The organism is Burkholderia sp. MSh2, from assembly GCF_000731655.1.
GTDB lineage: Bacteria > Pseudomonadota > Gammaproteobacteria > Burkholderiales > Burkholderiaceae > Burkholderia > Burkholderia paludis.
The window spans coordinates 46015-59642 of record NZ_JPGM01000038.1 but is presented as its reverse complement, the minus strand read 5'-3'; the positions used below and the strand labels follow the sequence as shown (position 1 = coordinate 59642).

General features: G+C 63.7%; 11 protein-coding genes, 1 pseudogene and 1 riboswitch. Of the genes and pseudogenes, 6 read left to right on the top strand and 6 right to left on the bottom strand.

Features of this window, described 5'->3' with window-relative positions; translation table 11 throughout:
• The first annotated feature begins 142 nt into the window (after window positions 1-142).
• From GQ57_RS23900 to GQ57_RS23890, 3 genes are read left to right on the top strand one after another with little or no spacing between them, the layout of a single operon-like run.
• Window positions 143-1036 (top strand): MBL fold metallo-hydrolase, encoded by an 894-nt coding sequence (locus GQ57_RS23900; protein WP_034199208.1) that lies wholly within the window; start codon window positions 143-145, stop codon window positions 1034-1036.
• A gap of 21 nt (window positions 1037-1057) precedes the next feature.
• A complete protein-coding gene (locus GQ57_RS23895) occupies window positions 1058-2554 on the top strand; it encodes an aldehyde dehydrogenase family protein (RefSeq protein ID WP_034199207.1) in 1497 nt (498 codons plus the stop codon).
• A gap of 3 nt (window positions 2555-2557) precedes the next feature.
• Window positions 2558-4192 carry a GMC family oxidoreductase gene (locus GQ57_RS23890; protein WP_034199206.1) on the top strand — a complete coding sequence of 545 codons (1635 nt, stop codon included), beginning with the start codon at window positions 2558-2560 and terminating at the stop codon, window positions 4190-4192.
• A gap of 138 nt (window positions 4193-4330) precedes the next feature.
• Here the strand turns inward: GQ57_RS23890 and GQ57_RS23885 are convergent, their stop codons facing one another.
• A complete protein-coding gene (locus GQ57_RS23885) occupies window positions 4331-5575 on the bottom strand; it encodes an aromatic ring-hydroxylating oxygenase subunit alpha (RefSeq protein WP_034199205.1) in 1245 nt (414 codons plus the stop codon).
• 55 nt (window positions 5576-5630) lie between these two features.
• Window positions 5631-5993 carry a hypothetical protein gene (locus GQ57_RS23880; protein WP_031400710.1) on the bottom strand — a complete coding sequence of 121 codons (363 nt, stop codon included), beginning with the start codon at window positions 5991-5993 and terminating at the stop codon, window positions 5631-5633.
• Window positions 5994-6630: 637 nt separating this feature from the next.
• On the opposite strand from GQ57_RS23880, the gene GQ57_RS23875 reads away from it, so the two are divergent.
• A complete protein-coding gene (locus GQ57_RS23875) occupies window positions 6631-8025 on the top strand; it encodes an MFS transporter (protein ID WP_034199204.1) in 1395 nt (464 codons plus the stop codon).
• Window positions 8026-8189: 164 nt separating this feature from the next.
• On the opposite strand, the pseudogene GQ57_RS40050 reads toward GQ57_RS23875, so the two are convergent.
• The 3 genes and pseudogenes from GQ57_RS40050 to GQ57_RS40045 form a co-directional block, all read right to left on the bottom strand.
• Window positions 8190-8408: pseudogene (locus GQ57_RS40050) on the bottom strand (IS5/IS1182 family transposase); the annotation flags it as partial.
• A 56-nt stretch (window positions 8409-8464) separates the two neighbouring features.
• Window positions 8465-9676, bottom strand: coding sequence for an MFS transporter (locus GQ57_RS23870; protein WP_031400708.1), 1212 nt, complete (start codon window positions 9674-9676; stop codon window positions 8465-8467).
• Window positions 9677-9680: 4 nt separating this feature from the next.
• Window positions 9681-10424, bottom strand: coding sequence for an aminoacyl--tRNA ligase-related protein (locus tag GQ57_RS40045; protein ID WP_081896757.1), 744 nt, complete (start codon window positions 10422-10424; stop codon window positions 9681-9683).
• An 810-nt stretch (window positions 10425-11234) separates the two neighbouring features.
• Here GQ57_RS40045 and GQ57_RS40040 point away from each other — a divergent pair.
• Window positions 11235-11732 (top strand): adenylate kinase, encoded by a 498-nt coding sequence (locus GQ57_RS40040; protein ID WP_174923291.1) that lies wholly within the window; start codon window positions 11235-11237, stop codon window positions 11730-11732.
• A 211-nt stretch (window positions 11733-11943) separates the two neighbouring features.
• On the opposite strand, the gene GQ57_RS23860 is transcribed toward GQ57_RS40040, so the two are convergent.
• The gene (locus tag GQ57_RS23860; protein ID WP_031400706.1) at window positions 11944-12453 is read right to left on the bottom strand and encodes a 6,7-dimethyl-8-ribityllumazine synthase; all 510 of its coding nucleotides are present in this window, start codon (window positions 12451-12453) and stop codon (window positions 11944-11946) included.
• 66 nt (window positions 12454-12519) lie between these two features.
• Window positions 12520-12676: riboswitch (FMN riboswitch) on the bottom strand.
• Between the two features lie 563 nt (window positions 12677-13239).
• Between GQ57_RS23860 and GQ57_RS42020 the strand changes: the two genes are divergently transcribed.
• Window positions 13240-13623, top strand: coding sequence for a hypothetical protein (locus tag GQ57_RS42020; protein WP_152603338.1), 384 nt, complete (start codon window positions 13240-13242; stop codon window positions 13621-13623).
• Window positions 13624-13628 lie beyond the last annotated feature (5 nt).

Genomic DNA, 13628 nt, shown 5'->3' with positions numbered 1-13628 from the left:
CGACCGCAACGCCGCACGCCGTGGTTGAATCCATCCGCCATGTACGGGCCCTCGCCAGGTATTTCTCGACGATGCCTGCCGGCTGCTCCCCCCGAGCGCCCGCGGTCAAGCGCCCCGCGCCCCCTCTCCAAGGAAGAACGCCATGCCGTTGCTGCACACCATTCGTTCCCGGATCGGTCGCGCGGAAATCGTGCAGATCGTCGAGATGGACATCGGTGGCATCCTGGGCACGCTGTTGCCGGAAGCCACACCCGACGTGATGAAGTCCATTCCGTGGATGAAGCCGCCCTACGTGGATGACGCACATCGCATGCGTGCCGTCAGCCAGTGCTTCGTCGTTGCGACCGGCAAGCGCGTGCTGGTGATCGACACCTGTGTCGGCAACGACAAGCAGCTCGCGGGCTTCGACGCGTTCGCCGAGCTGCGGCTCGACTTCCTGGCCACGCTGGAGCAGGCCGGAATCGACCGCCACGCGGTCACCGACGTGCTGTGTACGCACCTGCATTTCGATCACGTCGGCTGGAACACCTACAAGCAGGACGGCCGCTGGCTGCCCACCTTTCCGAACGCGAAATACCACTTCGGCAAGACGGAATACGCATACGCGCAACAGGGCGACCCGAACGACGCGATGTACGACGCGCAGGACATTTCGTTCCGGGAATCCATCCAGCCCGTCGTCGACGCGGGGCTCGCGAACTTCATCGATCGCGACACCGACCTGGGCGACGGCATCTCGGTGTTCTCCACGCCGGGACACTCGATCGGCCACATCGCGGTCGAGGTCGACGCGGGCACGGAGACATTCATCATCGGCGGCGACGCGATGCACCATCCGGTGCAGGTCGCCAGGCCGGACATGGCGCTGGTGCTGGACTACGACAACGCGCAGTCGGCCGCCACGCGGCACGCGCTCCTGTCGCGCCTCGACGGGAGCGCCACGCTGTTTGCCTGCACGCATTTCTGTTCGCCGTCGTTCGGGCTGGTCAGCAAGGACCCGCACGGCGGCTACGTCTTCACCGGGGTGCCGAAGTAAGCCCCTTACCTTTCCGAATCCATGCTCAGTCTCGTTTCCCGGCTCGACGCGCTGAATGTCAGCCCCGGCCGCCTTTTCATCGGCGGCCGGTGGCTCGACTGGCCCGATGCGCGTTTCGACCAGATCAATCCCTGCACGAACGAAGTCATGACCCGTTTCGCCGAGGCCGGCACGCGCGGCGTCGCGCTCGCGGTGGCCGCGGCGCGCAAGGCGTTCGACGAGGGTCCGTGGCCGCGCATGCGCGCGCAGGATCGCAAGCGCCTGCTGCAGCCCGTCGTCGAGCGGCTGTATGCGGCCGAGGACGAAATCGCCCGATTGCAGACGCTCGACAACGGCATTCCGTACACGTTCAGCCGCAACTCGCGCGTATCGGCCAAAGCCGCCGCCGACATCTTCGACCATTTCCTCGGCTGGATCGACAAGATCAACGGCGACACGCTGCCGATCTTCTCCGGCGCGTCGAACATGCAGTACATGACCTTCCGCGACCCGGTGGGCGTCGTCGCGGCGATCCTGCCGTACAACGGCCCGGTGATGACGTTCGCGATGAAGGTCGCGCCGGCGCTGGCCTGCGGCTGCACGGTGATCGTCAAGCCGTCGGAGCTCACCAACCTCGCCGTGAGCCGGCTCGCGCAGATCCTGGCCGACAGCGATTTGCCGCCCGGGGTCTTCAATCTCGTGACCGGTGCGACCGAAACGGGTACGGCGCTCACGTCGCACCCGGGCGTCGACAAGGTGACCTTCACCGGCAGCCCGCTCGTCGGCGAACGCATCACGGCGGCCAGCGCGCCGACCATGAAGCGCCTGTCGCTGGAACTGGGCGGCAAGAGCGCGGCGCTGGTCTTTCCCGACACGCGCAGCGTGCCGGCTACCGCGCAGGCGCTCATGGGGCTGTGCTCCACTTTTCTGTCGGGGCAGGTCTGCACCACGCCGTCGCGCGCGATCGTGCATCGCTCGATCATGGACGAGTTCCTGCATCACGCACAGGCGCAACTCGCGAAGGTACGGTTCGGCGATCCGTTCGACGCCACCACCACGTCCGCGCCGATGATTTCCAGGCGCCACCAGGCGCGCGTGCTCGACTACGTCGAAAGCGGCCGGCAACAAGGTGCGACGCTGCTGGCCGGCGGCGGTGTTCCGGGCGCGGGATTCGGCATCGGCAACTGGGTCGAGCCGGCGCTGTTCGCGAACGTGCGCAACGACATGCGGATAGCGCAGGAGGAAATCTTCGGCCCCGTGCTGTCGGTGATTCCGTTCGATACGGAGGAGGAAGCCGTACGCATCGCCAACGACAGCGAATACGGCCTCGCCGGCTGCGTATACACCACGGACGTCAGCCGCGCGTTTCGCGTCGCGCGCGCGGTGAAGAGCGGCTCGATCGGCGTCAACGGCTTCGCCAGCATTCCGAACGCGCCGTTCGGCGGCATCAAGCGCTCGGGCGTGGGTCGCGAAGGCGGCTGGTCGACGATCGAGGCGTTCACCGAGCTGAAGACCGTCAATTTCAATCTGGACGCGTGAACCATGACCGACACATTCGACTATGTGGTCGTCGGCGCGGGCAGCGGCGGCAGCGTGGTGGCCGCGCGGCTGGCCGAAGCCGGCCATACCGTATGCGTCCTGGAAGCCGGTCCGCCCGATATCAACCCGTTCATCCACATTCCGGCGGGCTACATCAAGAACCTGTTCAACGACCGGCTGGTGTGGCGCTTTCGCAGCGGGCCGATCGCCGGCACCGACGGGCGCACCATCGAGCTGACCCAGGGCAAGGTCGTGGGCGGCTCGGGTTCGATCAACGGCATGGTCTACAACCGCGGTCAACAGGCCGATTTCGACGGCTGGGCCGCACTCGGCAACCCGGGCTGGCGCTACGACGACGTGCTGCCGTTCTTCAGGAAGGCCGAGACGCGCATCGGTCCCGGCGACGATCGCTATCGCGGCCGCAACGGCCCGTTGATCGTGACCGACCCGATCATGCCCGCGCCACTGTGCGACCTGTTCGTCGAAGCGGTCGAGAGCCTCGGTTATCCGTATGTGGCCGACGCCAATGCCGACGCGCAGGACGGCGTCGGCCCATGGCATTTCATGATCGACACGCGCGGCCGCCTGGCGCGGCGCTGGAGCGCCGCGAGAGCCTACCTGCATCCAGCCGTCAGGAAGGGACGGGTGACGCTGCGCACCTGCAGCCCCGCGACGCGCGTGCTGCTGGACGGCCGCCGCGCGATCGGCGTGCGGTATCGGACCGGCGGCGCCGGCGCACCCGAGCGCGAGGTGCGCGCCAATCGCGAGGTGATCGTTGCGGCGGGTGCGTTGAACACGCCGCGCCTGCTGCAGATCTCCGGCATCGGCGACAGCACGCATCTGCGCGCCATCGGCGTGCAACCGCGGGTCGACCTCCCCGGCGTGGGCGCCAACCTCGTCGATCACTTCAACCTGCGCGTGGCCGTCAAGGTGAAGGACGTCGCCACCCTCAACGAACGCGGGCGCGGCCTGCCGCTTGCCCGGGAGATCGCCCGGTATTTCCTCGGGCGGCCGAGCATCCTGAGCATGGGCCCGGTCCCGATGCGCTTTTTCTTCCGCTCCGAGCCGTCGCTGCCGCGCCCCGACCTGCAGGTTTCCTTTACGCCCGGCAGCTATCAGGAAGGATTGCCCGGCCTGCTCGATCACTATCCGGGCATGACGCTGGGCGGCCACAAGCAGCGCCCCGACAGTCGCGGCTGGGTGCGGGCGCGTTCCACGAACATCGATGAACTGCCCGAGGTCCAACCCAACTACCTGACCGACGAATCGGACCAGCGCGCGATGGTGAGCGTGGTCAAAATGGCGCGGGCCGTACTGCAGGCGCGGCCGTTCGCGCCGTACTACGTCGACGAGATGTTTCCCGGCAGCGACATACGCAGCGACGACGAGATTCTCGCGTTCGCGCGCCAACGCGGCGGCACCGTCTATCATCACAACGGCACCGCACGCATGGGGCCCGGCAGCGACCCGATGGCGGTGGTCGACGCGCGACTGCGCGTGCGCGGTGTGCAGGGCCTGCGCGTCGCCGATGCGTCCGTGATGCCGCTGCCGATTTCGGGTGCGACCAATGCCGCCACCATCATGATCGGCGAGAAAGCCGCCGACATGCTGCTACAGGATGCGAAAACGACGCCCTGAGCACGCGTTCGAACCTCGCGTCGCGCCGGGCGGCCGCAGGCAGGCCCGGGCCGTTGCGCATCGCGGGTTTCGCGCCTCGATGAAAGCAGGCGGGCCGGTGCGTCGGCGACCGGCAGCGGCCGATCGCCGACACCGGCGCTACGCGATCGCGTCCTTCACGGTCGACGCCGACGACCATCGGACAACCTGCTCGAGCCCGTGCCGGCACAGGATCTCGCTCTCGTTGAAATGGACGAACGGTTTCGCGCCCGTCTCCATGCCGGCCTGCATCGATTCAATGTTGCCGAGATCCTCGAGCATGCCGTCGGAGATGTGCGACGTGAAATGCTCGAGTTGCAGACGCTCCCGCACGCTCTTCGGTTTCTTGTTGTAGAAGCGCGCTTCCCAGACCGTCGTGTTCGCCGACGTCGGCCAGAACTCGTGCGTCCAGAACTGGTTCGCCGAGATCTGCAGATGCCAGTTCGGGAAGAACCAGTTCACGTCCTGCGACCAGTCCGGATGCCGCTCGGGATTCACGCCGCGGTGCTCGGTGAGCGGATTGGCCTGCGCGACATTGCGCGTGCCGGTCACCGTCTCGCCGGCCGAGAACAGCCAGCGCATCACCTTCGCGTGCGCCGGCACCTGGACGCTCTGGTTCAGCCACAGCGAGAACGAGCGATGCGCCCCGCGCAGGGTCGCACCCAGCGGCCGCCCGAACGGGTTTTCCCTGCCCGTGTAGATCGGCCCGAACGTTTTCGGGTGGATCGACGCGATGTGATACACCTCGCTGAAGTTTTCGGCCACCGCCTTCCAGTTCGCCTTGAACTCGCCGCGCAGCACGATCGCGTTGTCGGCGTCCGGATAGTCGATGCCGGACAATGCATCGGCCATCGGCCCGAGGAATTCCGCGAGACCGACCTCCGGCGCCGGCGCCAGGTTGATGAAGATCCAGCCGTCCCACACGTCGAGCGCGACGGGCGTCAGCCCGCATTTCTTCCGGTCGAGATGGAAGAAGCCCGCTTCATCGGGCACGTTCGCCAGTTCGCCCGCGTTGTTGTAACCCCAGCTGTGGTAACGACAGACGAAGCGCTTCGCGTTGCCGGCCGGACGGTGCTCGACGATATTCGCGCGATGCGCGCAGACGTTGTGAAACGCGCGGATCTTGCCGTCTTCCGAACGCGCGACGATCACGGACGCCTTGGCAACCGCCAGATCCTTGACGAAGAAATCGCCCGGCTTCGGGATCCGCTCGACGCGGCCCACCATCAGCCATGCGCGGCGGAAGATTCGCTCGCGTTCGGTTTCGTATTGCTCCGGATCCGTGTACAGCGTGGTCGGCATCGGCCTCGTCGACAGGCCGACGGATTCGGTCAGGCTCGGTTTGAGTTCACCAGGGTGGTTCATGCCAGCTCCTGAAAGGGATGGGGACGACGGGTTCTGATCGCCCGAGGACGCGCGCTCAGCCGTGCGGCTGAAAGCCGGCCGCGATCGTCAATGCGTGAACGGGTGGCGCATGCCGGATGCCCGACGCCTTGTGCATTTCGACGGCGATCGCGGCATGGCACATCGCGAGCAGCAGGCGAAACAGGTTCCGCGCGGGCGCCGGCATGTCGTCGAGCGGAAATTGCTCGAGATAGACCGTCGCCTCCTCCGCCCGCTCGGACATCGCTTCGTAGAACGTCACGATCTCTGCGTACGGCGTGGCCGCGCGATGGATCCAGCGCGCGTGCGACGTCGGCGCATGCCATCGGTCGAGAAACGGTTCGAGCGCCTCGAAGCCTTCCGGCAAGCGCTGCGAATCGCGTGATACATCGTCAGTCATCGTGCTCCTCCAGTTCCGGAACGCTACGCCTGCGCCCGGGATGGGCGCAGCGCATTGCGTCGTGTCACAGCGTGATACGCGACCTCACGGCATCGACGCCGGGCCGTTCGTGCGGCCTCTTTTCCCCTGTCGATCGGCAACGCCGACGTATGCGCGTTCCATCGGCCAAGCGTCGCATTCCGTGCTTCGGAATGCGGAGCGGGCTGCCGGCGGGCACGCCATCTTCGGCATCCTCCGTTTACCTAACGAACGATAGATTGATTCGACGCAGGCGATCGCTCCATCCGGTCAAACCCGAACGCGGATGCCGATTCCGGCGGGACCGGGCGCGCTGACGTATCGACAACGCGCGCGCCGGACGCCGCGTACGCCACATCGGGTCGCACCGCGTGAAAGTCGCCGCTTGATTCATGGCCCGCGGCAGCGATGCTTAATGGATAACACGCATGGCACATCGCTTGGCGTCACGCCAAACTACCTAACGATAGTTTGGTAATCGAGCACGTGTGAGCGGCATCCCTCATGCGTCGAACGACCACCCAGGCTGACCAGATGCCCATGACCGGCCTGACGCGCAAGCGGCATGCCGTCCCGACATCCCCTTTCACATGCATCAGACGATCGTATCGGAGACAAGATGAGGAATGCCATGAATGAAGTGCCGCCTGTCGGCGGCCTGGACGATGCGCTATCGGGACGAACCTCGTCGAGGGTCGTCCATGACAGCCTCCGGTCGTGGTACATCCTGGCCATCATCACGCTCGCGTATTCCCTCGCGTACATCGACCGCCAGCTTCTCAACCTGCTCGTCGACCCGATCCGTCACTCGCTCGCCATTTCCGACACGCAGCTCAGCCTCGTTCAGGGCATCGCGTTCATTTCCGCCTACCTGATCGCGTCACCGCTCTTCGGCCGGCTCGTCGACATCGCCAACCGGCGCAACATCCTGCTGGTCGGCATTTGCATGTGGTGCATCTTCACGGCCCTGTGCGGCAAGGCCACGACATTCCAGGGGCTGTTCCTCGCACGCTTCGGCGTCGGGGCCAGCGAAGCCTGCGTGTTTCCGATCGCGCTGTCGATGATTGCCGACTGCTTTTCGGCAAGGCAGATGCCGCGCGCGATGAGCGTGTTCATTCTCGGCCCGATGCTCGGCGGCGGGCTTTCGCTCGTCGCCGGCGGCCTCGTCATCTCGTTCGCCCGCGACGTTCATCGACAGTTCCCGGTACTCGCCGGGTTCGAGACATGGCAACTGGCATTCGTGCTGATCGGGCTGCCGGGCGTGCTGTTCGCGTTGCTGGTGTGGCTGACGGTGCGCGAGCCCATGCGCAGCAAGGTCGTCAGCGGCGGTGCGGACGACCGCCAGTTCTCGACCCGTGAATCCGCTGCATTTCTGTGGGCGCGGCGCGGGTTCTACGCGCGCATTTTGCTCGGCGTCGGCATGCTCGCCATTGTCGTGCTGGGCATGCCCGCGTGGATGCCGACTTACCTGATCCGTTCGCACGGCATGCCCGCTGCGCTCGTCGGGTTTCGTTTCGGCGCGCTGGTGGTCTGCTGCGGGATGGCGGGCGCACTGGCGGGCCCGTGGGTCGTACGCCGCTTCGAACGGCGCGGGTACGAGGACGCACCGTTGCGCACGGCCGCGTTTGCAATGATCCCGATGCTGCTGTGCTGCGCGAGCATCCCGTTTGCGCCCGGTGCGACAGGTACGCTGGTCGCAGCCGGCGGCACGGTGTTCTTCTTCACGTTGCCGACCGGGTGCATGGCCGCGGCGCTGCAACTCGTCGCGCCCAGCCGCATGCGCGGCACCGTCGGTGCGCTCTACTCGTTTTTCGCGCAACTGATCGGTTTCGGGCTCGGGCCGACGCTGATCGCGCTCTTCAGCGATCGCGTGTTCGGCAATCCGAAGATGGTCGGCGATTCGATCGGGATCGTTTGCACGATCGCGGCCGCGCTCGCGGTGTGGTTACTGTTTGGGGCACTGCCTCACTATCGCCGGTTGCTTGCGGAGGAGCGTGGCGCGCAGGTGGGGTGACATCGGGCGATGCGGCCAGACTCCGTACCGTTGCGGCGAAAGTCTCGCGAAGCGGGTACGGGGCTCGATACGGACCGGCGTCACGTTCGCCCGTCCGATTTCAAACCAAAGGATTCCGATACGAGGTTGAAACGACAGGATCCCAATATCTTTATGAGGCGGTTTCACGAAGGTTGACGAGTCCGCTGCAAAGTATTCCAGGCGATCGAGCGGCAGCCGAGTTTGAGGAGTGCGCGGCGAATGTGAGCACGGCGCTCGAAACGCATACGAAGACGACAGAAGTGATGCAGCCTGGCATGCGTGCGCTCGGCGACCCACCGATATTTGCCGAGGCCGCTGCCATGGATGGCACGGCGCTCGGCGCGCAACGGCTCGATACCGCGCTTGCTCGACGTCAGAGCAGTACCCGTCGCACCGCTCCCCACGGCGGGTTCACGATTCACTCATGCCCTCTCCAGAATGCCAGCAGACCAATCAGGGAGATCCCCGTGAACGTGGCCCATCCCGGCGTAAGCACGGTCCAGCCGGCGGCAACGCTGCCAATGAAGTTGCCGAGCATCCCGCCGATCGCCCAGGAGATCGCCGATGCACCAAAATAGCTGCCGGCGTTACCCTCGGTCGTCAGATCGGCAAGCGCGATATTCGATGCCGGAAGGATCAGGCTTTCGCCAAACGTGAAGACGATCGCGACGACAATCAGAATGACCAGCGACGCGCCGGCGCCATCGATGCGACCGAACAGCAATGCAGCAATCGCAAAGCAGCAACACATTGCCGCGTGCCCAATGGTCATCAGGGATCGCCAGGCCGTCCTCTGAAACCAGTTCATGCCAAGCGAAGCAGTGGCAATTCCGATCAGCGCGTTCGCGATGTAGAACGGCCGAACGCCGTTGTAGCCGTTTGCGCCATGCGAAAACGTCAGCGGGATGAAGACATAGATCTGCGTGTACACCGTCCAGAATGGAACGAGCGCCCAGCATAGCCGGCGGAACCGCCTGTCTCCGAACACGATCAGCAAGCCGCGCAGCGGATGTACCGCGGCAGCTTTGCGTGCGCTCCGCCCCGAGATCCAGGGCGCCACGAATGCGAGCGCGGTGAAAATCACGCCGCTTGCCAGAAACGGCATCGAACGGTCGTTGTTCGGCACGGCAATCAGCAGCGCCGGACCGATCAGCGCCCCTAGATTGAGCGCCAGATTATTCAGTGCAAACACCTTTGGACGCACGGCAGAATCGAGCGACCCGAAGATCGAATACGCGGTTGTTTCATAAAGAGCAGCACCGAGCCCGGACAAGCATGCCCACATCAGCAGCCCCGGAAACGACGACGTAAACGCGAATCCGAAAAATCCTGCGGCACGGCAGATCAGACCGAGCGTGGCCAGCACGCGGCTGCTGAAACGATCCGTCGACGCACCCAGCACCAGCGGCATCAACCGGCTCGCCAGCAAGTTCACTGTCAGTACGCTGGCAACGCGGCCGGCGTCCAGATGACGCTCAAGGTCAAGAAACGCAGCGAGCAACGGCAGCGACCCGAACACGGACAGATTCACAAGGAACTGGAAGATCAGCAGGATTCGCGTTGAAATCGGCACGTCCTCGGCTATTCCGGCAAGCCATACCGACGCGCGCGTGAACTTGATTGCATCCATCGTCTCACCCCGGTAGTGCGATCGACTCGCGAGCCGTCTCCAGCCCGCGCTGGAACGTACGCTCGAGCGCAAGCGCGTCGGACCGCTCCCCCGCAGACACCATCCCCTCGATCGTGCCGCCGCCAGCCGTGCCTTCCGTGAGCACGACGGCTGCGCGGTCCCGCACCCCATCGTCGCCGGCACGGACCGCTGGCTTCGTCGACAAAGTCACATCGAATTCTCCAAACCCTGAATCTGCATGGATCGTCCGTGGCAACACACCGAATCGTGCGACTTTGGCCTCGATCCGATCAGGCGTACGGAGAACCTGGGCATCGTCCTGAGTGAACGCGCGGGCACGCATGGGGCCATGGCGCACCCCGGACGGTTCGGCTCGATGGACTGCCCCGAATGCGGAGTATCGAATCGGGAGATCCGGGTGCGATCGGGCGCCTTTCTTGAAGATCTGCACGCGACACGGGCAACTCATCGGCTTGAGACCGTGCGGGTTGCTATCGTCTTCAATGGGAAACATAGGTATCCATAGCGTCTCAAACCGACCGCTCCGTTTCCGAAGACTGCACGAGATAATCCGAGGAGGCCACGCGTCGGAGAAGCCGACCTGGCGCATGCGGACGTGGATATATCCCCCCACGATCCGATAAGGAATCATTCCGCGCCGGCACCCCAAAATGGCGACTGGACTTTCATCTTGCCGGTAAAACAGATCCAGTTTTTTACCAGGTACTCGGTGGTCGACTTCGCCCATTATGTTCTCCGTTGACATGGGTACCAGTCGAACGGAGCATTAAAAAAGCCCCGTCCGTTTCCGGCGGGGCTTGGGGATCGCTTGAGGCGCCAGCCTACGACGTACAACCTCTCCCCGGCCCGCCATTGGCGGTCGTGGTAGTAGTCGTGGCAGTCGTGGCAGTCGTGACGAAAAGTGCGCTCATGTGATCAATCTAACCAGTCGGCCCACGCCTGTCAATAAGACATTCGAGTCTTGATTTACTTTATACATCTCATGATTCTTAAAAATCGCCAAATTGCAGCGACAACGAAAGAATATGAAAGCAACAAGAAATGACGTCGTGGAAAGCGCACGACGTCTTTATTCGTGAATCAGAGATCGTCCGGCCACGGTATGCACATACTCGCCGCCAGCAGTCCCTCCCAACGCCTGGCTTGAATCGCACCTCGTCTGGTTCAGAGTCGCGGCACCGCAGGTTCGACACGGTAGAACGTCACGTTGCGCAACCAATTCCGCCGTTACTTGAAAAAGGGAATCCGATCTGCTTCCGGCTCCCCGCCCCGCCAATCGCCACGTCAACCTGTTCGCGAAATCACGCGCCCTGGTCATCGTGTACGACAGCCCGCAGTATTCAGTGCGGTCATCAGGAACGATCGTCCGCTGAATAGAGTAAGCGCTCGACATAACCCGACAACGTTGCGGCCTTCGACCGCACGCTTCGAACCGATTCGATAGCGTCCCACCGCCCGCGCGAGTAAGCTGCGCATCGATGCCGGCCCCGGGCATACCCCGGGAGCAACCACTGCGCAACACGAGATAGGTCTCCGCATGAATTTGCTTAGAACACTGATAGTGGGAAATTCCGGTTCGGGAAAGAGCTGGCTTGCCGAACGCATTGCAAATCGCATGGGGTCGCCCTGTATCGATCTGGATTCGATTCATTGGCTTCCAGGCGGGTACAACGTTGCTCGCGAGCGCAACGAGGCCATACGGTTGCTGCGAGACGCCGCGAAAACCGACCGCTGGGTGATAGAAGGAATTTACGGTTCGCTCGTCAATGAGATCCGCAGCGACTCCACGGCACTCATCTGGCTGTGTCCCGATGAAACGGAATGCGTCGAGAACATTCGCCAACGGGGCGTGCGTCGTGGAGGAGACGCGGCGTCATTCGACGCATTGCTGGATTGGGCTTCGACGTATCGAAGCCGTCAAGGGCCAAGTTCATACATTGGCCACCAGCGACTGTTTGGCGACTACGGGGCAGACAAGAAAATTCTTGGATCACGCGACGCGATAATGGCGTTCCTGGATCGCCTGGAAACGTAGCCTGCCCTCGTGTTTGCGATTTTCGGCGCAATGAATCGCGTCCATAGGGTCGCGACGTACCGAAGGCCCGCTCGAGAATACGTCGAACGACTGCAGAAGCGCGGCATCGACGTCAGCTTCGCGGACGCGCCAGCAAAGCCACCATGCGTGCCACGGGGCAAACCACCCCGCGGCACGCGCCCTGCCGTTCGGCAAGGACGCAGCGCAAGCGTCAGGCGGCCTGCTTCATCGCAGTGGCCGCGGATTCCGCCTTGAGCGCGGCAACCGCGCCGATCGTATCGACGCATGCACGCGCGAGCTCCGCGCCTTTCACGAGGAAGTGTTCGTGGAAGAAACCGACATGCTCGGCCGATCCATGGAAATGATGCGGCGTCAGCACCGCCGACAGCACCACCACCTCGGTATCGAGCTGCACCTGCATGAGACCCGAAATCACCGCTTGCGCGACGAAGTCATGGCGGTAGATGCCGCCATCGACAACCAGCCCGGCGCAGGCGATGGCCGCGTATTTGCCGGTTTTCGCGAGTAATTTGGCATGCAGCGGAATCTCGAAGGCGCCGGCCACTTCGAAGAAATCGCAATCCGCTTCGCTCATGTTCGCATGGCCCAGTGCATCGACAAACGCGATTCGGCACTGGTCGACGATCTCCTTGTGCCAGCACGACTGGACAAAAGCGATACGGGGAGCGGCAGTTGGGGAAACGTGGGAAATCTGTGTCATCGGCTGATCCTGTGTGAGTTGAATGGGCGCACAGGGACAAGCCGCGTACCTTGCGTACGCAACGAACCCCGCTCTCTCTCATCCGGACTTTAACCGTCGGCCCCGGAATCACACCGGGTCTGCTGACCTTGCCGTGACAACCATCCCCGGCAAGCGCTCGCGGGCTACGCGCAATCGCGCGATTACCGCCGGTGGGGAATTTCACCCCGCCCTGAGAACGTTCGCAGCACTTGGCTGCAGACGGAATCTACCACAGTCCTGCCGCGATTGTTTCTGGCTTCGATCGTCCTGTACGATCGCGCACGCGAACCTGGATTTTGCAGGCTGGCGGCTGACACGCTCCATGCCTCACCAGTTGCATCCGCCCATCAACGGGGCTCTTCGGCAAATTCAGACGGCCCCAAAGCGTGATCGGCTTGACGCAAGCGCAACCGGTTCATGGCAAGCCGCTGCCAGGTTCCGGCCACGTGTTCCGCAAGACTCGCGCCCGGATCGCTCCAGGTTTCCTTGGCGCGATTCCGTAGCACGAGAGCATCGCCGCATCGCCCGAAGATGCCTCCCGTCAGACCATCGCGCCCCGGCGGCCGGGCCGGAACCCATGCATCCTGGCCGACTGCGCCACGGCCGGCGCGAGCAACGCCAACGCCACCATCGCCCACGGCAACGAGGCGGCCCCTTCGCGCCCCAGCAATAATGACAGGGACGCGAATTCACGGATAGGTGTATAGAGTCAACCGATTATTCGATATTTCATGTTCCATCAATGCAATTGATTCGAAAATACATTTGCAAATCGATATCGACTTACCTTCTCGCCAGGCAGTTTTCCCGAACGAAATTGACGTCTCGATAGCGTTCCCGCTTCACACGATCGACCGCAGCTTGCGTTACATCAAGGCGATCGACATTCGCCACTGCGACAGCTCGCCCAATCGCAATGGCGAATGCAAACACGGGGAAACCGCCTGTAGCGGCCAGGATGTAAATCGGCGACCATTTCACGATCGCGATGGCGTTCGACTATCCTATCCGGCATCGTCACGCGCGCAACCAGCCATTGTGATGCGCGGAGGCCCCGTGGACCAACCCGCCGCGCTCGCTCGCCTACGGCTGCGTGCTACTCTCGTTAAAGGCACCGGCCGAGACAGTTCAGTGGTGCGCGACCAGTGAACATC